Raw genomic sequence first — 20,290 nt, 5'->3', positions numbered from 1 at the left:
CCAGGGCCTCCTGTTGCTCATGGACTTCGACACCCACGAGCTGTGCAGGAGGCCCTGCCTCCATGCCCGGAAACCCGGAAATCACCCGCCCGAGTTGCCACACTCGAACCCACACTCACCTTGATCGGTACGACAACGGCTTCTCACACGGCCGCGGAGAGTGGCCGGAGAGCCGGGAGTGTAGATATGTCAGATGACTTGGTCGCGAACGTCCGGCAAACAACCAGGTGATACGGATCTTCGTCGTACGTACGGACGGCAGCGTGGGTATCGGAGCACCGTGCCGACCGGCCCGGGGCGTTTCTCGCGTACGAGGGAGCAACCGCATGGCAACGACGACGCCCTTCACCGCCGGCACTGGCGGCTACCACACGTACCGGATCCCCGCGCTGGCGGTAACCCCGGCCGGGGTCGTACTCGCCCTGGCGGAAGGCCGCGTGTCCGACGCCGGCGACACCGGGGACATCGACATCGTGGTCCGACGATCGGAGGACGGCGGGAAGAACTGGCTCCCCCAGCAGGTCGTCGTCGCACACGGCGGCGACACCGCCGCGAACCCGGCTGTGGTGGTCGAGCCAGCATCGGGAGACATCCTGCTGCTGTCGTGCCGGCAGCCGCCGAACGTCACCTCGCAGATGATCCGTACCGGGGAGGCGGCGCCGCGGCGGATATACGTCCAGCGTTCGACGAATGACGGGCAGACGTGGACTGAGCCGGCCGACATCTCGGCGCAGGTGCGCCCCGGATGGATGCGCGGGTACGGGACCGGCCCGGGGCACGGCGTCGTACTCGACGGCGGCCGCATGGTGGTGCCCTGCTGGCACACCCGCTCGCCGACCGGAAGCGACACCGGAGCGGAGACCAAGTACTACGGCGCACACGGCATTTACAGCGACAACGGCCAGACCTGGACCGTCGGCTACACCTCATCCGTCCCCAACGGGTCCGTGAACGAGAACGAAACCGCCTGCGCCGTGCTCCCGGACGGCAGGCTCTACATCAACTCCCGCTGCCTTCCCGACGCGATCGTGGGCTACCGCGGCGACGCCTACTCCACCGACCGCGGCGAGTCCCTGGTCCGGGACATCCGCCCCCAGGCCACGCTGCCCGGCCCGGACTGCCAGGGCAGCCTGCTCACCCTCCCCGACGGCCGACTGCTCTACTCCGGCCCCTCCCACCCATCGGAGCGCGCGGCACTCGCGCTCTGGGTAAGCGACGACGACGGCGCCACTTGGCGCCTCACCCGCCACCTCACCGGCCTCCCCGCCGCCTACTCCGACCTGGCACTGCTACCCGACGGCCAGAACATCGGCGTGCTGTACGAGACCGGCGACTGGTCACCGTACCGGAGGATCGAGTTCGTCACGCTACCGCTGGCCGCTATCTGACGTACGCGAACCGGTCGGCCAGGGACTGACACAGAACGAATCCCCTCTCCGCCGACCCATCACCGCCGAGTGCCAGCTCACTTGCAGCCTGTCCGGCCCCGGCAGACTCGCCTACTACCCTGCCTACGTACCCGTTGGGGTCGACATCGCAGTGATGGCCCGGTCGATGAGCCTGGCCTAGCCTTGCGATTTTACGGGATGCGCCGTCCGAAACGTGATCAAAAACACGAGGAGTGCCCCTGACCTGCAACGATAGGACTTGTCGAGGGTCCTGTTGGCTGCGAGAAAGAAGCGCTCCCCAGGTGAAGAAGCGTATCGGACTGTACCCGCGTCGTCTTCGTGTCGAGAGCCACGGCCGCGCGGTAGCTGCCCAGGCCGGGGCGGTGTTGTTTGTCGAGACGGTCCGCAAGACCTGGCTGGACACGGCGATACCGGCGGCGCTCGCGCCGTGACGCAAGCCGCGGGCGGTGCACGACCCCGGCAAGACGACGCTTGAGCTGGCGGTGGCCCTGGGCGGAGACCGTCTGGCCGATGTGGGCACACTGCGGGCCGAGTCGGTGGTTTTCGGGCCGGTGACCTCCGATGCGACCGTCTCCCGCCTGATCGGTGGCCTTGCTGCGGCCGGACCGAGAGCGCTGGCCGTAATCCGGGCCGCGCGCGCCGAGGTGCGCGAGCGGGTGTGGGCAGGTGGTCGCGGACAGTGCTTTCCACGCGAGCGGAGGTGGTCCGATCGCCCTCCCGACCCCGGCCCTCTTCTGTTCTCAGAACTCGGGATCTCGACTGCTTCGACCAAGATCAACGGACGGCGGTGCGCGTCCTCCGCGCAGGACTCAGCAGCCTGGAGCGGCAAGCTCACTCGCCCATCAGAAATGCTGTCTATCCCGCTCAGCAGGGCATTTGAAGCAAGATCAACGAGCGTCAAACGAGCGTCAAGATACCTCGGAGAGCGTCATTTCAGCGTCAAGATATCGCTCATACCGCACACAACGCACATCGTGTGCATAATGAAAACCCCAGGTCAGGAAGCCTTTTCGGCCCTCACAAGCACTGCCACGCACTCCATGTGGTGGGTCATCGGGAAGAGGTCGAAAGCCCGGGTCCACTTCGGGGTGTAGCCCGCGGCGGTGAAGTAGGAGAGGTCCCGGGCCAGGGCTGCCGGGTCGCAGGCGACGTAGGCGATGCGGCGGGGGTGGAGGGCGGTGATCTGGGTGATCACCTGGCGGCCGGCACCGGTGCGGGGTGGGTCCAGGACTACGAGGTCCGCCTCCGTGATGCCCGTGCGGGGGAGGACGCGGTCGACCTTGCCCTGTTCGATGCGGACGCGGTCGAGGTCGGCCAGGTTGTGGCGGGCGTCCGCGGCGGCGCGTTTGCCGGACTCGATGCCGAGGACCGCGCCCTTGGGGCCGACGCGTTCCGCGAGGGCGCCCGCGAAGAGGCCGACGCCGCAGTAGAGGTCGAGGGCCATGTCGCCCTTCTTCGGCATCAGGCCCGTCATCACCGTCTCGACGAGCAGGTCCGCGCCCCGCGGGTGCACCTGCCAGAAGCCGCCCGCGCCGACGCGCCAGGTGCGGCCCGCGGCGCGTTCGCGGACGAAGTCGCGGCCGTGGACGCGGTGGATCGCCGCGGGGGCGCCCGGGGTACGGGGCTCCTCCGCGCGGAGTACGGAGACGGGGCGGTCCAGTTCGACCAGGGGGAGCCGGCCGCCCGGGCGGGGGGTGAGGACGACCTGGCGGTCGCCGGAGCCGGTGGCGGCGATGGCCTCCACCGTGGCCAGTTGCGGCCACTCCCGGCTCTCCACGCCCAGTTCCTCCACCTCGGGGGCGGCGATCAGGCAGCGGTCCACGGGCTGCACCTCGTGCGAGCGGTGCTTGCGCAGGCCGGCGTGATCCTCGGGGTCGATCGCGTACTGCACCCGGGTGCGCCACGCCGGCACCTCGCCCTTCGGCACCTTGTCGCCCGGCACCGGCTCCACCGTTCCGTCCCATCCCGCGTCCTCGGCGGTGAGCCCCGCGAGCCGGGTCAGTTGCTCGGCGAGTACGTCGGCCTTCAGCCGGCGCTGGGCGCCCGGGGCGACGTGCTGGAAGTCGCAGCCGCCGCACTTGCCGGGTCCCGCGTAGGGGCACGGCGCCTCGATGCGGTCCTTCGCCGGCTCCAGCACCCGTACCGCGTCCGCGCGCAGGAAGCGTGCGCCGGCGCGTCCCTCGGTGACCCGCGCGACGACCCGTTCGCCGGGCAGCGTATGGCGTACGAAAAGCACCTGGCCCTCCGGCGTACGGGCCACGCAGTGCCCGCCGTGCGCCACCGCGCCGATCTCGACCTCGTACTCCTCCCCCACCAGTGGCGGGGAGGTGGCGTGGGCCTGCTGTTCTTCGGGCACGGGGCGGACTCCTGGGGCTGGTTCTGCGGCTGCGGGCGGACCGGGCGCGCGCCAGTCTAGGCGGCCCGCCCGACCCGTACCGTACGGGCGTCCCCACGGCCCCACCCGTCTACCGGCACCACCCGGGGTGCTCCCCGGCCCAGAGGGTGTGTAGCTTGAACCGAAAAGCCAGACAGGGCGAAGGGACGCCGCGTGCACATCGTGATCATGGGGTGCGGCCGGGTGGGCTCCACCCTGGCGCGCACGCTGGAGCAGCAGGGGCACACGGTGTCGGTGATCGACCGGGATCCCACCGCCTTCCGCCGCCTCGGCCCCGGCTTCGGCGGGCGCCGCATCACCGGCATCGGCTTCGACCAGGACACCCTGAAGGACGCCGGCATCGAGGAGGCCGGGGCCTTCGCCGCGGTCAGCTCCGGCGACAACTCGAACATCATCGCCGCCCGCGTCGCCCGCGAGATGTTCGGCGTCGAGAACGTCGCCGCCCGGATCTACGACCCCCGCCGCGCCGAGGTCTACCAGCGGCTCGGCATCCCCACCGTCGCCACCGTCCGCTGGACCGCCGACCAGATGCTGCGCCGGCTGCTGCCCTCCGGCGCGGAGCCGCTGTGGCGGGACCCGAGCGGCCGGGTGGAGCTGGCGGAGGTGCACACCTCGGCCTCGTGGATCGGGCGCCGGGTGGCGGAGCTGCAGGAGGAGACGGGTGTACGGGTCGCCTTCCTCACCCGGCAGGGCGAGGCCGTGCTGCCCACCGCGAGGACGGTGCTCCAGGACGGCGACCTGGTGCATGTGATCATGCGTACCGACGAGGTGGAGCAGGTCGAGGCGGCCTGTGCGAAGGGCCCGGAGACGGAGGACCGACGGTGAGCGACGCACTCGCGGCCGCCAGGACGCACGCCGAGGCGCGCGGGGACGTGAACGGAGCAGTGCTGTGAGAGTCGCGATCGCAGGTGCCGGTGCGGTGGGCCGCTCCATCGCGGGCGAGCTGCTGGACAACGGGCACGAGGTGCTGCTCATCGACAAGACCCCCACCGCCATCGCCGTCGAGCGGGTGCCGCGGGCGGAGTGGCTGCTCGCCGACGCCTGCGAGATCGCCTCGCTGGACGAGGCGGCGCTGCAGCGCTGCCACGTGGTCATCGCCGCCACCGGCGACGACAAGGTCAACCTCGTCGTCTCGCTGCTCGCCAAGACCGAGTACGGCGTGCCGCGCGTGGTCGCCCGGGTCAACAATCCGCGCAACGAGTGGCTCTTCACCGAGGCGTGGGGCGTGGACGTCGCCGTCTCCACGCCGCGGCTGATGTCCGCCCTGGTGGAGGAGGCCGTCAGTGTCGGCGACCTGGTCCGGCTGCTGCGCTTCAGCCACGGCGACGCGAACCTCGTCGAGCTGACCCTGCCGGAGGAGTCGGCCCTCACGGGCACCTCCGTCGGCGATGTCGACTGGCCCGCGGACACCACGCTGGTGACGATCATCCGCGGCAGCACGGTCCTCACCCCGAAGCCCGACGACACCCTGGAGGCGGGCGACGAGCTGCTCTTCGTGGCCGCGCAGGCGCGCGAGGAGCAGTTGGAGGAGCTGCTCTCGGTACGCCGCGAGGACTGACCCGGCGGCGCTGACCCGGCGAGGACTGACCCGGCGGCGCGCTAGTCGCGCTCGGCCGCCGGCCGGCCCGCCTTCTCCCGTTCCGCCTGTGCCTTCTCCTCCGCCTCCGCCTCCGCGATCACGTCGATGGGCGGCGGCGCCTGCTTGAGGAAGATGTACGTGAGCGTGACCGCGAGGAGCAGCGGCGGGATCTTCAGCGCCACGATCACCCAGCCGAACTCCTTGGGGTCGGCCCAGAAGTACAGCGGGAAGAGGATCGCGGACTTGGCGAGGAAGATCAGGCCCCAGGCCCAGCTCGCCTTGGCGTACGCCTTCTTGCGGCCGGGGTTGCGGGTGCGCCACGACAGGTTCTCGCGGAAGAGCGGGCCGAGGATCACCCCGATCAGCGGCAGGCCCGCCAGGGTGCTGAGGATGTACGCGAGCGCCAGCCCCAGGCCGTAGAGCAGTCCCGGGAGGTAGAAGTCCTTGGCGTTGCCGGTCATGTTCGCGAAGGCGACGCCGATGACCACGCCGAAGACGCCGCTGAAGGCGTGCTTGAAGGTGCCGCCGGTGATCAGCCGGGTGAGGCCGAGCAGCAGCGAGACGCCGAGTGCGGCGATCGCAGAGGGCTTGATGTCCGAGCCGATGGTGTAGACGAGTACGAAGACGAGCCCGGGGACCGTGGTCTCCACCATGCCGCGGATGCCGCCGAACGCCTCGGCCATGGCCGCCTGGGTGACGGCCTGCGAGTCGCCCTCCGGTACGTCGGAGGCGGTGCGGCCGGCGCCGTCCCCGGACGGGGGCGCCGGCGCGGGTGCGGTCCCGGGCGGGCCGCCGGTCGCGCCGGTGCCTCCGGCGCGCTCGTCGGCCGGCTTCTGGAAATACGTCACCGCTGCTCCTGTCCGAGGGGTCGCAGTTCGTACTTGGGGTTGAAGAGCACCCGCCGCCCGCGGCTCATGGCGATCCGGCCGGAGGCGGTCAGGCTGCGGCCCGGCTCGATGCCGGGGATGGCGCGGCGGCCGAGCCAGACCAGGTCGAGCGAGTCCGTGCCGTCGAAGAGCTCCGCCTGCAGCGCGGGGACGCCGGCGCGCGGCTGGAGCGTGACGGTGCGGAGACTGCCGGTGACGGTGACGACGGCGCGGTCGTGGCACTGCCGGATCGGCGTGACGTCGGCGGTCTCCTCGTCGGGCGGCAGGCTGTCCTCCACCGGCGGCTCCGCGGCGCCGGTGATGCGGCCCAGCAGCCGGCGGAACGGGCCGGCGGGTCGGTCGGCGCTGCGGGCGGGGTCCATGCCCGCAGGGTACCCGCACGGGGCGGTCCGTTTCACTGCTCGAAGCGGTAGCCCATGCCCGGCTCGGTGACGAAGTGACGCGGGTGGGCCGGGTCGGCCTCCAGCTTGCGGCGGAGCTGGGCCATGTAGACCCGCAGGTAGTTGGTCTCCGTGCCGTACGAGGGCCCCCAGACCTCCTTGAGGAGCTGCTTCTGGCTGACCAGCCGGCCGGCGTTGCGTACCAGCACTTCGAGCAGGTGCCACTCGGTGGGGGTGAGCCGGACGTCGGCGCCGTCGCGGTGGACCTTCTTGGCCGCGAGGTCGACGGTGAAGGCGTCCGTGGTGACGACGGCCTGGTCCCCGGCGGGCGCGGAGGGCTCGGTGCGGCGGACGGCGGCGCGCAGCCGGGCCAGCAGTTCGTCCATGCCGAAGGGCTTGGTCACGTAGTCGTCCGCGCCCGCGTCGAGGGCCTCGACCTTCTCGTCCGAGCTGTGCCGGGCGGAGAGCACCAGGATCGGCACCCGGGTCCAGCCGCGGATGCCGCGGATGACGTCGACGCCGTCCATGTCGGGCAGGCCGAGGTCCAGGACGATCACGTCGGGGTGGCGGTCGGCGGTGAGCCTGAGGGCGGTGGCGCCGTCCTGGGCGGCGTCGACCTCGTACTTGCGCGCCTTGAGGTTGATGACGAGCGCGCGCACGATCTGCGGCTCGTCGTCGACCACGAGCACCCGGTGCATGGCGGCTGCCTTTCGTCCATTCGGAGGATACGGATACGGAGACGGGCCGCGCGCCGGCGCCGCCGGGATACCGGCGGCCGGGCAGGGACGGCGGCCGTCACGTCGTCGCCTGGGCCGGCAGCTCGGCGGGCGCGGGGGTGCCGCGGCCCGGTGCCGCCCGCAGCGTGAGCACCATCGTCAGCCCGCCGCCGGGGGTGTCCTCGGCGACGAGGGTGCCGCCCAGCGCCTCGGCGAAGCCGCGGGCCACCGCGAGGCCGAGGCCGACGCCGGCGCCGCGGGGCGCGTCGCCGTAGCGCTGGAAGGGCTCGAAGATCCGGTCCTTGCCGCTGTCGGGGACTCCGGGGCCGCGGTCGACGACGCGCAGCTCGACCCGGTCGCCGAGGGCGCTCGCCTGCACCAGGACGGGGGTGCCCGGCGGGCTGTACTTGACCGCGTTCTCGACCACGTTCGCCACCGAGCGCTCCAGCAGCCCGGCGTCGACGGTGACCATCGGCAGGGTCTCGGGGATGCCCAAGGTGACGCTACCCTCGGGCACGCCGGCGAGCGCCTTGGGCACCACCTCGTCGAGATCGACCTCGCGCAGCAGCGGGGTGACGGTGCCGGTCTGGAGACGGGACATGTCGAGCAGGTTGCCGACGAGGGCGTCGAGCCGGTCGGCGCCCTCCTCGATGGCGGTGAGCAGTTCCGCCTCGTCCTCCTCGGACCAGGCGACGTCGTCGGAGCGGAGCGAGGTGACGGCGGCCTTGATGGCGGCGAGCGGCGTGCGCAGGTCGTGGCTGACGGCGGCGAGCAGCGCGGTGCGGATGCGGTTGCCCTCGGCCAGCTTGCGGGCCTCCACGGCCTCGGCGGCCAGCCGCTGCCGCTCCAGGACGACGGCGGCCTGAGCGGCGAACGCGCCGAGCACCCGGCGGTCGGCGGCGGGCAGCTTGCGGCCGGTGAGCGCCAGCGTCATGTCGTCGCCCACGGGCATGTCGGCGTCGGCGTCGTCCGGGCCCGCGGGCGCGCCTGCGCTGGCGCCGACGCGGCCGACGCAGGTCCAGCCGTCCTCGCCGCGCTGCCGCTCGAAGAGCGACACGGACTCCATGCCGAACGTCTCGCGCACCCGGTCCAGGAGTGATTCGAGCGAGCCCTCGCCGCGCAGCACGCTGCCCGCGAGGAGCGACATCACCTCCGACTCGGCGCGCAGCCGGGCGGCCTGGGAGGTGCGGCGGGCGGCGAGGTCGACGACGGACGCGACCGCGACGGCGACCGCGAAGAAGACGACGAGGGCGACGATGTTGCGCGCGTCGGCGATGGTGAAGGTCTCCACGGGCGGGGTGAAGTAGTAGTTCAGCAGCAGCGAGCCGGCTCCGGCGGAGGCCAGCGCCGGCAGTGTGCCGCCGAGGAGTGCCGCCAGCACGGTGGCGAAGAGGAACAGCAGCACCTCGTTGGCGAGCCCCAGGGTGCTGTCGAGCCTGAGCATCACCGCGGTGAGCAGCACGGGCCCGGCCAGGCCGACGAGCCAGCCGGCGGCGATACGGCCGCGGCCGAGGCGGGCGCCGCGGGCCAGCGGCAGCCCGCGGCCCTTGGCGACCTCGCCGTGGGTGACGATGTGCACGTCGAGGTCGGGCCCGGACTCGCGGGCGACGGTCGCGCCCACGCCGGGGCCGAAGGCATACTGCCACGCCTTGCGGCGGCTGGAGCCCAGCACGATCTGGGTGGCGTTGACGCCGCGCGCGAACTCCAGCAGGGCGTCCGGCACGTCGTCGCCGATGACGTGGTGGAACGTACCGCCCAGGTCCTCGACGAGGGTGCGCTGGACGGCCAGTTCCTCGGGCGGGGCGGTGTTCAGGGGGGTGAGGCCGTCGCTGCGGGAGATGTAGACGGCCATGATCTCGCCGCCCGCACCCTTGGTCGCCAGCCGGGCGCCGCGGCGGATGAGCGTACGGCCCTCGGGGCCGCCGGTGATGCCGACGACGATGCGCTCGCGGGCCTGCCAGGTGTCGCGGATGTCGTGCTCGCTGCGGTACTCGCGCAGGTAGTCGTCGACGCGGTCGGCGACCCAGAGCAGCGCCAGCTCGCGCAGGGCGGTGAGGTTGCCGGGGCGGAAGTAGTTGGAGAGCGCGGCGTCGATCTTGCCGGGGTCGTAGATGTTGCCGTGGGCCATGCGGCGGCGGAGCGCCTCGGGCGACATGTCGACAAGCTCGATCTGGCCGGCCTTGCGGACCACGGCGTCCGGCACGGTCTCCCGCTGTCGTACGCCGGTGATGTTCTCCACGACGTCCCCCAGCGACTCCAGGTGCTGGATGTTGACGGTCGATATGACGTCGATGCCGGCGCTCAGCAGCTCCTTGATGTCCTGCCAGCGCTTCTCGTTCCGGGAGCCGGGGACGTTGGTGTGCGCCATCTCGTCGACGAGCACCACGGTGGGCCGGCGGGCGAGGACGGCGTCCACGTCCATCTCGGTGAACCGCGTGCCGCGGTAGTCCAGCTCGCGGCGCGGTATCTGCTCCAGGCCGTGGAGCAGCACCTCGGTGCGCGGCCGGTCGTGGTGCTCGACGAAGCCCACGACCACGTCGGTGCCGCGCTCCAGCCGGCGGTGCGCCTCGGAGAGCATCGCGTAGGTCTTGCCGACGCCCGGCGCCGCGCCCAGGTAGATCCGCAGCTTGCCCCGTGTCATGACTCGATTGTCCGCCCGCTTTCGTGCGTGTCGCACCGTCGAGCGTACGACCGCGCGGGCGGTCCGGCGCACCCGGCGGGGGCCGGGGACCGGACCTTGACGCATCCCTGACGGGAGCCGGAGGCCCTGCGGGGCCGTGGGGCGTACGGGTGGCGAGCGGCGGGTGCCGCGGTCGTACGGGTCAGAGGGCCGGCGGCTCCCCGGCCGTGCCCGCCTCCGGGTGGTCCGTGATCGTGCCGTCACGCAGCTCCAGGACCCGGTCCGCCAGGTCCAGCAGCGCCGCGTCGTGCGTGGCCACCAGCACCGTGACGCCCTCGCTGCGCACCACCGCCCGCAGCAGCTCCATCACCGCGTGCCCCGTCTCCGCGTCGAGCTGCCCCGTCGGCTCGTCCGCGATGATCAGCGCTGGCCGGTTCGCCAGCGCCCGGGCGATCGCCACCCGCTGCTGCTGCCCGCCGGAGAGCTCGCCCGGCCGCTGCGCGGCGTGGTCCGCGAGCCCGACGAGCGCGAGCAGCAGCTCCACCCGCTCCTCGCGCTCCCGCGGCGGCACCTTGCGCAGCCGCATCGGCACCCCGACGTTCTCGGCCGCGGACAGGATCGGGATCAGCCCGAACGACTGGAAGACGAGCCCGATCCGGTCCCGCCGCAGCTCCAGCAGCTCCGCCTCGCCGAGCCCGGACAGGGCCACGCCGTCCAGCTCGATCCGCCCGGAGTCGGCGACGTCGAGCCCGGCGACGAGGTTCAGCAGCGTCGTCTTGCCGGAGCCCGACCGGCCCTTCAGCGCGACCAGTTCGCCGCGCGGCACCCGCAGCGACACCCCGCGCAGGGCGTGTACGGCGGTGGCGCCGCCGCCGTACGTGCGGTGCAGGTCCTCGACGACGACCATGGCCCCGGCGCCGGCCGCCGCCCGTTCCCGTACCGCCGTGCCTTCTCTGCCGGTCTCCTCGCTCACGCGTCCTCCCCCTCGTCGCGCGGCCCGCCGGGCGGCCCGCCCTGTCCTTCCGGCGCGGCTGGCTCCCCGCCGGCCCGCCACACACCGACGTGGTCCCGCTCCGCGGTCAGCCGGACCCGTCGTCGCAGACCGTACCGCTCGACGTACTCGCGCGGGAGCTGGAGCCGGCCGACCCGGTCGAGCACGGCGTACTCCGCGGCCGTCAGCTCCTCGTCCCGCAGCGTCTCGGCGGCGGTGCGGCCGTCGCGGAGCTGCACCGTGCGGCGGACCTGGCGGGAGACCAGCGGGTCGTGCGTGACGACGAGGACGGTGGTGGCCAGCTCCTCGTTGGCGCGGCGCAGTGCGGCGAAGAGCTGCTCGCCGCTCGCGGTGTCCAGCTCCCCGGTCGGCTCGTCGGCCAGCAGCACCCGCGGCCGGTTGGCGGCGGCCACGGCAACGGCGACGCGCTGCTGCTCACCGCCGGACAGCTCGCCGGGGCGGCGGTGCGCGCAGTCCGCGACGCCGAGGGCGTCGAGCAGGGCGGCGGCCCGGGCGGGGCGCTCGCGGCGGGGGACGCGGGCGTACGCCATGGGCAGCGCGACGTTCTCCTGCGCGGTCAGGTACGGCAGCAGGTTGCGGGCGGTCTGCTGCCAGACGAAGCCGACGGTGCGGCGCCGGTACGCCAGCCGCTCGCGGCGGCCCATGGCCCCGCCGACGAGCCGCAGCGGCCCGGCGCCGCGGCTGCCGAGCAGCGCCTGCTCCGCGGCGCGGTGGCGGGCGAGCTGCCGGGCGGTCAGCACGAGCGCGGCGAGGGCCAGCGAGGCGAGCAGGGCCACCGGCAGGTACGTACCGGCCCGCGCGACGGCGACGGGGACGTCCAACTGCCGTAGCGCGTACGGCAGGTCCGTGGCGGCCTCGGCGTCGGCGAGCCCGCCGCCGCCCCGGCCGAAGACGACCCGCTCGGCGTCCCCCGCGGCCAGCGCGGCGACGCGCTCCCGCAGCGGCCCGACCTGCCCGAGCCGCAGCCGCCGCGCGTCGGGCACGGCGAGCCACACGGCCCTGGCGTCCCGCCGGAGCAGGGGCTGCGCGGCGAAGACGCGCCGGTCGACGAGGCCGACGCTGTCGGGGGTGCCGAAGGTCCCGGTGAGGTCCTGCCAGAGAGGGGCCTGGGGGTCGCGCGGAACGTAGAGCCGGAGACCCGCATGGCCAGCGGCCGCACCGCGTCCTCGCCGCCGGAGCCGGCGCCCTCCGCGGCGGCGTCCTCGTCGCCGCCCAGGGCGAAGCCGTCGCCCGTCGCCAGACCCAGCCGCGCCGCGTACCCCTCGTCGAGGACGACCTCCACCCGGCCCCCGGCCGCCGCCGGGCCCCCGGCCCGCGGCCACTCCCCCTCGGTCAGCCGCGCCTGCCGTCCCGCGTCCTCCGCCCACAGCAGCGAGAGACCCACCGCGCCCCGCCCGCCGACGCCGCTCCCGGCCACGGCCAACTGCTGCTCCCGCGCGGCCGGGGCCCGCACCAGCCGCGTCGTCCGGTGGGCCACCTCGCCGTACGTGCGCGCCAGCGCACCCCGCACGGGGCCGTCCGCGCGCGCCACGGCGTCCGGGTCGTACGCCCCGCTGATCCGCACCGCCGCGTCCGGATCCGCCGCGAGCCGCTCCCTGGCCCCGGTCTCCGCGGCCTGCTCGGCGACCGCGACGAGCGCGGCGAGGACGGTGACGACCAGGAGGAGGGCGAGCGCGGCGGCGGCCAGCACCAGGCGTGGTGCGCGCCCTGCCGCAGCACCGGCGGTAGCCGGCCCCCCGGCCGCGCGACGCTCGCCGACAACGGTCCCCCCATGTCCCGAGATGCCGGGAGAATAAGCGAGCCGCAACGCCCCCGGCAGCCCCAGAACCCGTCGTCACCGCTTCGTTACCCGGGGGTGCCGGCCTCCGGGTCCTGGGGGCCCGGAGGCCGGCACACACCACGGCGGGCCGGGTCGTCCTGACCCGGCCCGCCGCCGTCACATCCGCTTCCGCGCGCTGCGCTCAGCGCACCTCGGTGATCTCCGGGCCCCGTGCCAGCGAGTCGATGCCGCCCGCGAAGCGCGAGCCCTCGCTCGCCTCGTCCTGCTGCACGCCGTCCGGCACCATCTGCGCGTCCGTCGGCAACTGCAGCACGATCGGGTCCCGCGGCGCCATCGGCCCGTCACCGCGTACGACCACGGTCTCGCGGAAGATCTTCTCCAGCACCCCCGCCGCCTGCGGTTGCACCGCGGCGTGGCCGGAGATCACCCCGCGCAGGAACCACCGCGGGCCGTCGCAGCCGACGAACCGCACGACCTGCATGCCGCTCTTGCCGTCCGGCAGCTTCACCGGCACCTGCGCGCGCAGCTCCCAGCCGAGGGTGTCCTTGCGCTCGTCGATGATGCCGCCCTGCTTGGTGATGCCGTTGGCGATCTCGGTGCGCACCTCGCCCCAGATGCCCTCGTTCTTGGGGGCGGCGAAGCCCTGCAACTGAATCGCGCTGTCCCTCAGCACCACGGTCGCGGCGACGATCGAGTCGCCCGCCACCTCGACGCGCAGCTCCATGCCCTCGACCCCGGGGACGAGCAGGCCGCCGAGGTCCACCCGGCCGCGGCTGGCGTCCTCGACCTCACTGATGTCCCACGGGCCGTCGGGGCGCTCCTCGGGGGGCAGCGCGTAGCGGCGCTCCTCCCCGTCCTCCGGCTCGTCCGCCGACTCGGCGTCCTCCGCGGCCACGCCGTCGGCGAGCTTGTCGGCGGGCTCCTCCTGCCCCTTGCGACGACGTCCGAACACGTCACTGTCCTTCCCGGTCGGCAATGACCGAAGCGTATCCATGAACTGACTGACGGTCCCCGAGGGAGGCGTGCCCTCCGGTCGAACCGTGCCCACCCTCGCCCCTGGCGGAACCGGGGAGCTCGGATACCTCGTGGAAGCGGGCCTTCTCCACCTGCTGGATCACGAGCTGGGCGATCCGGTCGAAACGCTCGAACCGCACCGGGTGGCGCGGGTCGAGGTTGACCACGTTCACCTTGATCTCCCCACGGTACCCGGCATCCACCGTCCCCGGGGCGTTGACGAGCGTGACGCCGCAGCGGGCGGCTAGCCCGGAACGCGGGTGGACGAACGCCGCGTAGCCGTCGGGCAGCGCGATGGCGATGCCGGTGGGCAGGATGACGCGCTCGCCGGGGGGCAGCTCCGCGGGCCGGGTGGTGACGAGGTCGACGCCGGCGTCGCCCGGGTGCGCGTACGCCGGGAGCGGTACTCCGGGGTCGACGCGGCGGATCAGCACGTCCACCGGCTCCCGCCCGGCCGTCACGGGTTCACCTCGAACGCGCGGGCCCGCCTGACCTGGTCGGGGTCGGCCATCACGGCCCGGATCTCGCGGTCCCGGCCGTGCTCCACGAAGTGGTCCACGTTCACCTCCACGAAGAGGGCGTCGGCGCGTACGGCCACCGGTCCTTCCGGGGTGTCGAGGCGGCCGGCGGCGGTGGAGTAGATCTTGCGGCCGGCGACGGCGCGTACGTGGGCGGCCAGGTGGAGCGTGGTGCCCACCGGCACCGGCCGCAGGAAGTCGGTCTCCAGCCGGCCGGTCACCGTGATGGTGCGCAGCAGCCAGCTCAGCGCGCCCAGCGTCTCGTCGAGCGCGGAGGTGAGCACCCCGCCGTGGGCGAGCCCGGGGGCGCCCTGGTGGGCGGGCCTGACGGTGAACTCCGCGGTCACGCTCACGCCCTCGCCCGCCCGCGCGGCCAGGTGCAGGCCGTGCTCCTGCCCGGCGCCGCAGCCGAAGCACCGGTCGTAGTGGGAGCCGAGGGGCTGTCCCGGTGCCGGGGCGTCCGGGTGCCGCACGGGTTCCGCGGCGCCGGGCGGCGGGGTCAGCTTGTCACTTGCAGTCACGCGGCCAGAGCCTACCTGCGCACACGACCCGCGGCCGAGCCGCGGTCGGAGGCCGTGGGAGGCTGGACGCCATGGAGACGACGCAGAGCTACGACGAGCGGCTGAGCGCACCGCGGTCCTGGTGGGGTCTGGCGGTGGGCGCGGGAGTGTGCCTGGCGCTGGTGCTGACGCCCTTCGGGACGCTGCCGCTGCTGGCCGGGCTCGCCGGCGGGACGGCGCTGGCGGCGGTCGGCGTCAGCTCGTACGGGTCGGCGCGGATCCGCATCGTCGCCGGGAAGCTCGTCACCGACGACGCCCGGGTCCCGCTGACTGCGCTGGGGGAGGCGCGGGCGCTGGACGCGGAGGAGGCGCGGGCCTGGCGTACGCACAAGGCGGACACGCGCGCGTACATGCTGCTGCGGGGGTACATCCCGACGGCGGTGCGGGTGGAGGTCACGGATCCGGAGGACCCGACACCGTATCTCTACCTGTCGACGCGGCAGCCGGAGCGGCTGGTGGCGGCGCTCAAGTCCGCCGCGGGCTGAGTACCGGACGCGCGAGCGCGCCTCAGCGCCCGCCCGGCGGCAGCGCCCGCGGGTCGCCCTTCGGCAGTCCGGTGCCCGTGCTCCCGGTGCCGGAGCGGCCGCCGGGGTTCCCGGGCGCGGCAAGCTCCCCGCCCGCGGGCGTGAGCGCGTCCCAGGGGACCTGGCGGGCGCGCAGGTCGTCGCGGACGCGCTCGGCGAGCTTGCCCGTGTCCCTGCGGTTCATCAGCGCACCGGCGGCCGCGCCCATGAGGAACGGGGCGAGGGTCGGCAGGTTCCGCACGGTGCGCCTGAGGACCTGCTGCCGCAGCCGGCGGCGCATGGGGCCGCCGAGTACGGCGTCGAAGCTGATACCGCCCTTGAGCACAGCGGCGTCGATGCCGCGCTCGTCGGTCCAGGCGCCGAGGTACGCCATGGCCCGCTGCCGTGCCGGGCCTGCCGCCCGTACCCCGTACACCTCGTGCAGCTCGGCGATGAGCTTCAGCTCTATCGAGGCCACCGCCACGATCTCGGCGGCGAGTTCCGCGGGCATGGCTGGCGGCGCGGGCATCATCGCCGCCGCTCCGATGCCCGCGCCGACCGTGGCGCTCCCCTTCACCGCACCGGCGACCAGCCGGTCGGCGATCTCCTCCGGGCCGAGCCCGGGGAACTGCCGGCGCAGGATCGCCAGGTCGCGGACCGGGACGCGCGGCGCCGTCTGCACGATGGCGTCCGCCACCCGCTCAAGCGCCGCCCGGACGCGCCGGTCGGGGCGCGTCCGCTGCAGGATCCCGGTCTTCGGCCCGGCGGGACCGGAGCCGGCCGTGGGGGCCACGGCCGGCCTCAGGCCGCGCAGTCGCGGCAGATCGGCTGGCCGTTCTTCTCGGCGGCCAACTGGCTGCGGTGGTGCACCAGGAAGCAGCTCATGCAGGTGAACTCGTCCTCCTGGCGGGGCAGGACCCGCACGGACAGCTCCTCGTTGGAGAGATCCGCACCGGGCAGTTCCAGCCCCTCGTTCTGCTCGAATTCGTCGACGTCGACGGCGGCGGCCGACTTGTCGCTGCGCCGCGCCTTCAGCTCTTCGATGCTGTCTTCGTTGACGTCGTCGTCTGTCTTGCGTGGGGTGTCGTAGTCCGTTGCCATTCTCGCTCTCCCCCTCCGGGTGGTCAGTGAGTCTCCAGCGCACGTAACGCATGAGAGGCCGGTCTTGTGCCCGACCCGAAGCGGAGATTTTGCCTCACATCAAGGTCTGTTACGCAATCGACACCCAGCCGCCCCCCGCAGGGGTGATCGCGGCCGGATGGCGAAAGGGACCATACGCGGTCCCGGGCCCTTCTCGTGCACGCCACCCCGTGTACTTCCCGTGACCGCATCCTGCGGAAACGCGGATCTTACGGGCTTTTCCCGGAATACGGAGATGACGCAGCGCACACGCCCGGGATGAGCGGAATGTGACGTATCACACAGTCTGCATGGGCAGGGCGACGCGAATCACCAGGCCCCCGCCCTCGCGCGGCTGTGCGGTCACCGTCCCGCCGTGCGCGCGAATGACGGATCTCACAATGGACAGCCCCAGTCCTACCCCCTTGTCACTGCCCGTACGCTCCGTGCGAAGACGCCGGAACGGCTCGAAAAGGTTGTCCACCTCGTACGCCGGGACGACCGGTCCGGTGTTGGCGACCGTCAGCACGGCGACGCCGGGCTGCGCCTCCGTCGCCACCTCGACCCAGCCCCCCTCGGGGACGTTGTACCGCACGGCGTTCTGCACCAGGTTGAGCCCCACCCGCTCCAGCAGCACCCCGTTCCCGTGGACGTACGCGGGCTTGCGCACCCCGCGCAGCTCGACGCCCTTGCCCTGCGCCTCGCCGCGGGTCTGGTCCAGCGCCTGGGAGGCCACCTCGGCGAGGTCGACGGGCTTTCTGTCGACGATCTCGTTCTCGCTGCGGGCGAGCAGCAGCAGGCCCTCCACCAGCAGCTCGCTGCGCTCGTTGGTGGCCAGCAGGGTCTTGCCGAGCTGCTGCAGCTCCGGCGACGCCTGGGGGTCGGAGAGCTGGACCTCCAGCAGGGTGCGGTTGATCGCCAGCGGCGTGCGCAGCTCGTGCGAGGCGTTGGCGACGAAGCGCTGCTGGGCGTTGAACGCCCGGTCGAGTCTGTCGAGCATGTCGTCGAAGGTGTCCGCCAGCTCCTTCAGCTCGTCGTCGGGCCCGTCCAGCTCGATCCGCTTGTGCAGGTCGGAACCGGCCACGCTGCGCGCGGTGCGGGTGATGCGGCCGAGCGGCGAGAGCACCCGGCCGGCGACGACGTAGCCGAAGGCGAAGGCCAGGACCGTCATCCCCAGCAGCGCGAGCAGCGACTTGCGCAGCAGGGAGTCCAGGGCGAGCTGGCGGCGCCGCTCGATGCACGCCTCCAGGATGCCGTTGAACTGGTCGTACGTCTTGGCGTCCGAGACCTCGGGACAGGGCCCGCTGGCCACCTGCACGGTGCCGCTGCTCTCCAGCAGCTTGAAGGGCGTGGCGAAGCTGTCCAGGGCGGTGGCGGCCAGCAGGTAGATGATCGCCAGCAGGACCATGCCGGCCATGAGGAACATGCCGCCGTAGATCAGCGTGAGACGTATCCGGATGGTCGGGCGCAGCCAGTACGGCGCCGCGCCCTCCCGGGGGTCCCAGGTGGGCTTCGGCGGGGTGCCGGCGGGCAGCTCGTCCGACGCGGAGCGTCTGTTGTCGTCCATGAGGCCATCCGTCGGGTGCGTGGGGGTGCGTCGGGAGCGTCAGATGCGGTAGCCCGAGCCGGGCACCGTGATGATCACGGGGGGCTCGCCGAGCTTGCGGCGCAGCGTCATGACGGTGACGCGTACGACGTTGGTGAACGGGTCGGTGTTCTCGTCCCACGCCTTCTCCAGCAACTGCTCCGCGGAGACCACGCCGCCCTCGGCCCGCAGGAGCACCTCGAGCACCGCGAACTCCTTCGGTGCGAGCTGCACGAGCCGCCCGTCCCGGTAGACCTCCCGGCGGCCCGGGTCGAGCTTGATCCCGGACCGCTCCAGCACCGGGGGCAGCGCCTGGGTGCTGCGGCGGCCGAGGGCGCGCACGCGCGCCGTGAGTTCGCTGAAGGCGAACGGCTTGGGCAGGTAGTCGTCCGCGCCCAGCTCGAGACCTTCGACGCGGTCCCGGACGTCGCCCGCCGCGGTCAGCATCAGCACGCGGGTGGGCAGGCCCAGCTCGACGACCCTGCTGCACACGTCGTCGCCGTGGACCAGGGGCAGGTCGCGGTCGAGCACGACCACGTCGTAGTCGTTCAGCTCGATGCGGTCGATGGCCGCCGCGCCGTCGTAGACGACGTCCACGGCCATCGCCTCCCGGCGCAGGCCGGTGGCCACCGCGTCGGCGAGCAGTTGCTCGTCCTCGACGACGAGTACGCGCACGGCGGGGTCCTCTCTACGTGGTGCGTGGGGGCACGGAACGGTGCTGAAGAACAGCTCCATCCTGCCTGCAATGTGCGTAAACCGGTGGTAAGCAGCCGGGCACCCAAAGATTCTGCGGATCCGATGTTTCCACCCCCGGGAGTCCGGGGAGGACGATTCCACACCCGCCGATCACGTTTCCCAGCCTCCATTCCCGGCATGGCACACAGGCTGTAGCCGGAAGGACGGTCTCCGTGATCTGAACCGTCGGCACACCCCCAAGTGCCTCGACCCGACGACGAGGGGGCGCACACAATGGACGCTTTCACCGCTGGCATTCTGCAGCGCATCAAGAAGGCCGAGAACGAGCTGGACCGCGCCCGCGAGGAAGGCGACGAGTTCGGTGTCGAGGTCGAGCAGGAGGAGCTGGACGATCTGCGCCGGCTCGCCGCCGACCACGGCGTCGAGGTCGGCGCCGGCTCCGGAGTCTGACCCGCCCGACGCCCACACGGCGCCCCGGCACCCCGACGGTGCCGGGGCGCCGCATTGTCCGCGGGTGTCCGGGAGGCGTCGGCGAGGTGGCGTGGAGGTTGCGGGGTACGGGCGGGAAGGCGGCGGCGCTCCGGCGGGGGCATGCGTGCCGGGAGCGGCCGGGGGTACCGGCCGCGGGACCGGTGCGGGGCCCGTACGGCCGCCTGAGGCGGCGGTACGGCGCGGGGCCGGAGGGCTCAGTCGTGCCAGGCGCCCAGCTCGTCCAGCAGCCGCTGGAGCGGCTCGAAGAGCCCCGGCACCGCGGCGACGGTCAGGTCGCCGTCGGGCCGCCCGCCGGGCCGGGAGCCGGTCAGCGCGCCGCCCTCGCGGGCGATGAGGTCGCCGGCGGCCAGGTCCCACGGGTTCAGGCCGCGCTCGTAGTAGCCGTCGAGCCGGCCGCAGGCCACGTCGCACAGGTCGATCGCCGCCGAACCGCCTCGGCGGATGTCGCGCACCCGGGGGATGAGCAGGCGGGCCACCTCGGCCTGGTGCGCGCGCACGTCGAGGACGTAGTTGAAGCCGGTGGAGACCAGCGCCTGGTCCATCGGCGGGGCGGGCCGGCAGTGCGCCGGTGCGCCGTTGACGAAGGCGCCGCCGCCGCGCACGGCGTGGTACGTCTCGCCGCGCATCGGCGCCGCCACGACGCCGACGACGGCCTCGCCCGCGTACTCGGCGGCGATGCTGACCGACCAGTCGGGACGGCCGTAGAGGTAGTTCACGGTGCCGTCGACCGGGTCGACGACCCAGCGCACTCCGCTGCTGCCGGGCCGGCTCGCGCCCTCCTCGCCCAGGATCCCGTCTTCGGGCCTGTGCTCGGTGAGGAAGCCGGTGATCAGCTTCTCGGCGGCGAAGTCCATCTCGGTGACGACGTCGATGGCGCTGGACTTCGTCGCGGCCACGCCGAGGTCGGCGGGCCGGCGGTCGCGCAGCAGCTCGCCCGCGCGGCGCGCGGCCTCCAGCGCCAGGGCCAGCAGCTCGTCCTGGGGCGCGGCGGCCGGCTCGGGGCGGGGCTCGTCGGTCACGGTGCT

The 20,290-nt window shown here is 73.3% G+C and carries 20 protein-coding genes and 1 pseudogene; 6 read left to right on the top strand and 15 right to left on the bottom strand.

The annotated features are described in order from the left end of the window. The first annotated feature begins 326 nt into the window (after window positions 1-326). Together FB457_RS29965 and FB457_RS29960 are read left to right on the top strand one after the other, a co-directional pair. Entirely contained in the window at window positions 327-1,388 is a 1,062-nt protein-coding gene (locus FB457_RS29965) for an exo-alpha-sialidase (RefSeq protein WP_145783868.1), read from the top strand. 302 nt (window positions 1,389-1,690) lie between these two features. Beyond that, a pseudogene (locus FB457_RS29960) lies at window positions 1,691-2,074 on the top strand (transposase); the annotation flags it as partial. A gap of 332 nt (window positions 2,075-2,406) precedes the next feature. Here FB457_RS29960 and FB457_RS29955 read toward each other — a convergent pair. After that, on the bottom strand, window positions 2,407-3,765 hold the full coding sequence (locus tag FB457_RS29955; protein ID WP_145783866.1) for a TRAM domain-containing protein: 1,359 nt from the start codon (window positions 3,763-3,765) through the stop codon (window positions 2,407-2,409). A 192-nt stretch (window positions 3,766-3,957) separates the two neighbouring features. Here FB457_RS29955 and FB457_RS29950 point away from each other — a divergent pair, with 192 nt between their 5' ends. Both FB457_RS29950 and FB457_RS29945 read left to right on the top strand, forming a co-directional pair. Continuing rightward, the gene (locus FB457_RS29950; RefSeq protein ID WP_047018520.1) at window positions 3,958-4,629 is read left to right on the top strand and encodes a potassium channel family protein; all 672 of its coding nucleotides are present in this window, start codon (window positions 3,958-3,960) and stop codon (window positions 4,627-4,629) included. Between the two features lie 64 nt (window positions 4,630-4,693). Continuing rightward, window positions 4,694-5,362, top strand: coding sequence for a potassium channel family protein (locus tag FB457_RS29945; RefSeq protein WP_047018519.1), 669 nt, complete (start codon window positions 4,694-4,696; stop codon window positions 5,360-5,362). Between the two features lie 41 nt (window positions 5,363-5,403). Here FB457_RS29945 and FB457_RS29940 read toward each other — a convergent pair whose 3' ends face one another. The 9 genes from FB457_RS29940 to FB457_RS29900 all read right to left on the bottom strand — a co-directional run bounded on the left by FB457_RS29940 (window position 5,404) and on the right by FB457_RS29900 (window position 14,831). Further along, window positions 5,404-6,231 (bottom strand): DUF3159 domain-containing protein, encoded by an 828-nt coding sequence (locus tag FB457_RS29940; protein ID WP_047018518.1) that lies wholly within the window; start codon window positions 6,229-6,231, stop codon window positions 5,404-5,406. Then, on the bottom strand, window positions 6,228-6,632 hold the full coding sequence (locus FB457_RS29935; RefSeq protein ID WP_145783862.1) for an OB-fold nucleic acid binding domain-containing protein: 405 nt from the start codon (window positions 6,630-6,632) through the stop codon (window positions 6,228-6,230). Before FB457_RS29935 ends, FB457_RS29940 begins: the two co-directional genes overlap by 4 nt. A gap of 32 nt (window positions 6,633-6,664) precedes the next feature. After that, window positions 6,665-7,348, bottom strand: a complete 684-nt coding sequence (locus tag FB457_RS29930; RefSeq protein WP_047018516.1) for a response regulator — start codon at window positions 7,346-7,348, stop codon at window positions 6,665-6,667. Window positions 7,349-7,445: 97 nt separating this feature from the next. Next, window positions 7,446-10,007 carry a sensor histidine kinase gene (locus FB457_RS29925; RefSeq protein ID WP_145783859.1) on the bottom strand — a complete coding sequence of 854 codons (2,562 nt, stop codon included), beginning with the start codon at window positions 10,005-10,007 and terminating at the stop codon, window positions 7,446-7,448. Between the two features lie 181 nt (window positions 10,008-10,188). Continuing rightward, a complete protein-coding gene (locus FB457_RS29920) occupies window positions 10,189-10,959 on the bottom strand; it encodes an ABC transporter ATP-binding protein (protein ID WP_145783857.1) in 771 nt (256 codons plus the stop codon). Further along, complete coding sequence (locus FB457_RS36545; protein WP_486589179.1) at window positions 10,956-11,981, bottom strand: ATP-binding cassette domain-containing protein; 1,026 nt, start codon at window positions 11,979-11,981, stop codon at window positions 10,956-10,958. The genes FB457_RS29920 and FB457_RS36545 overlap by 4 nt, the downstream gene beginning before the upstream one ends. Window positions 11,982-12,959: 978 nt before the next feature. Beyond that, a complete protein-coding gene (locus FB457_RS29910; RefSeq protein WP_047018513.1) occupies window positions 12,960-13,730 on the bottom strand; it encodes a DUF3710 domain-containing protein in 771 nt (256 codons plus the stop codon). Between the two features lies 1 nt (window position 13,731). Continuing rightward, a complete protein-coding gene (dut, locus tag FB457_RS29905) occupies window positions 13,732-14,253 on the bottom strand; it encodes a dUTP diphosphatase (protein WP_047018512.1) in 522 nt (173 codons plus the stop codon). Further along, entirely contained in the window at window positions 14,250-14,831 is a 582-nt protein-coding gene (locus tag FB457_RS29900) for a PaaI family thioesterase (protein WP_107086163.1), read from the bottom strand. Before FB457_RS29900 ends, dut begins: the two co-directional genes overlap by 4 nt. A gap of 71 nt (window positions 14,832-14,902) precedes the next feature. Between FB457_RS29900 and FB457_RS29895 the strand changes: the two genes are divergently transcribed. Then, complete coding sequence (locus FB457_RS29895) at window positions 14,903-15,355, top strand: DUF3093 domain-containing protein (RefSeq protein ID WP_047018510.1); 453 nt, start codon at window positions 14,903-14,905, stop codon at window positions 15,353-15,355. Window positions 15,356-15,377: 22 nt separating this feature from the next. Here the strand turns inward: FB457_RS29895 and FB457_RS29890 are convergent, their stop codons facing one another. The 4 genes from FB457_RS29890 to FB457_RS29875 form a co-directional block, all read right to left on the bottom strand. Then, window positions 15,378-16,166 (bottom strand): hypothetical protein, encoded by a 789-nt coding sequence (locus tag FB457_RS29890; RefSeq protein WP_145783855.1) that lies wholly within the window; start codon window positions 16,164-16,166, stop codon window positions 15,378-15,380. 8 nt (window positions 16,167-16,174) lie between these two features. Next, window positions 16,175-16,474 (bottom strand): DUF4193 domain-containing protein, encoded by a 300-nt coding sequence (locus FB457_RS29885; protein WP_018838171.1) that lies wholly within the window; start codon window positions 16,472-16,474, stop codon window positions 16,175-16,177. Between the two features lie 316 nt (window positions 16,475-16,790). Then, complete coding sequence (locus tag FB457_RS29880; protein ID WP_145783853.1) at window positions 16,791-18,059, bottom strand: sensor histidine kinase; 1,269 nt, start codon at window positions 18,057-18,059, stop codon at window positions 16,791-16,793. Window positions 18,060-18,098: 39 nt separating this feature from the next. Then, window positions 18,099-18,752, bottom strand: coding sequence for a response regulator transcription factor (locus FB457_RS29875; RefSeq protein WP_047018507.1), 654 nt, complete (start codon window positions 18,750-18,752; stop codon window positions 18,099-18,101). A 294-nt stretch (window positions 18,753-19,046) separates the two neighbouring features. Here FB457_RS29875 and FB457_RS35475 point away from each other — a divergent pair, with 294 nt between their 5' ends. Beyond that, on the top strand, window positions 19,047-19,223 hold the full coding sequence (locus FB457_RS35475) for a hypothetical protein (protein WP_164492590.1): 177 nt from the start codon (window positions 19,047-19,049) through the stop codon (window positions 19,221-19,223). 236 nt (window positions 19,224-19,459) lie between these two features. Here FB457_RS35475 and FB457_RS29870 read toward each other — a convergent pair whose 3' ends face one another. Continuing rightward, a complete protein-coding gene (locus FB457_RS29870; RefSeq protein WP_047018506.1) occupies window positions 19,460-20,284 on the bottom strand; it encodes an inositol monophosphatase family protein in 825 nt (274 codons plus the stop codon). Window positions 20,285-20,290: the final 6 nt, after the last annotated feature.

It is taken from the genome of Streptomyces sp. CNZ287 (genome assembly GCF_007827615.1).
This window is presented reverse-complemented; position numbering and strand designations above follow the sequence as displayed.

Coding starts and splice junctions, on each gene's coding strand:
- FB457_RS29965 (WP_145783868.1), top strand. CDS start 327: ATGGCAACGACGACGCCCTTCACCGCCGGCACTGGCGGCTACCACACG.
- FB457_RS29935 (WP_145783862.1), bottom strand. CDS start 6,632: ATGGACCCCGCCCGCAGCGCCGACCGACCCGCCGGCCCGTTCCGCCGG.
- FB457_RS29930 (WP_047018516.1), bottom strand. CDS start 7,348: ATGCACCGGGTGCTCGTGGTCGACGACGAGCCGCAGATCGTGCGCGCG.
- FB457_RS29925 (WP_145783859.1), bottom strand. CDS start 10,007: ATGACACGGGGCAAGCTGCGGATCTACCTGGGCGCGGCGCCGGGCGTC.
- FB457_RS29895 (WP_047018510.1), top strand. CDS start 14,903: ATGGAGACGACGCAGAGCTACGACGAGCGGCTGAGCGCACCGCGGTCC.
- FB457_RS29885 (WP_018838171.1), bottom strand. CDS start 16,474: ATGGCAACGGACTACGACACCCCACGCAAGACAGACGACGACGTCAAC.
- FB457_RS29880 (WP_145783853.1), bottom strand. CDS start 18,059: ATGGACGACAACAGACGCTCCGCGTCGGACGAGCTGCCCGCCGGCACC.
- FB457_RS35475 (WP_164492590.1), top strand. CDS start 19,047: ATGGACGCTTTCACCGCTGGCATTCTGCAGCGCATCAAGAAGGCCGAG.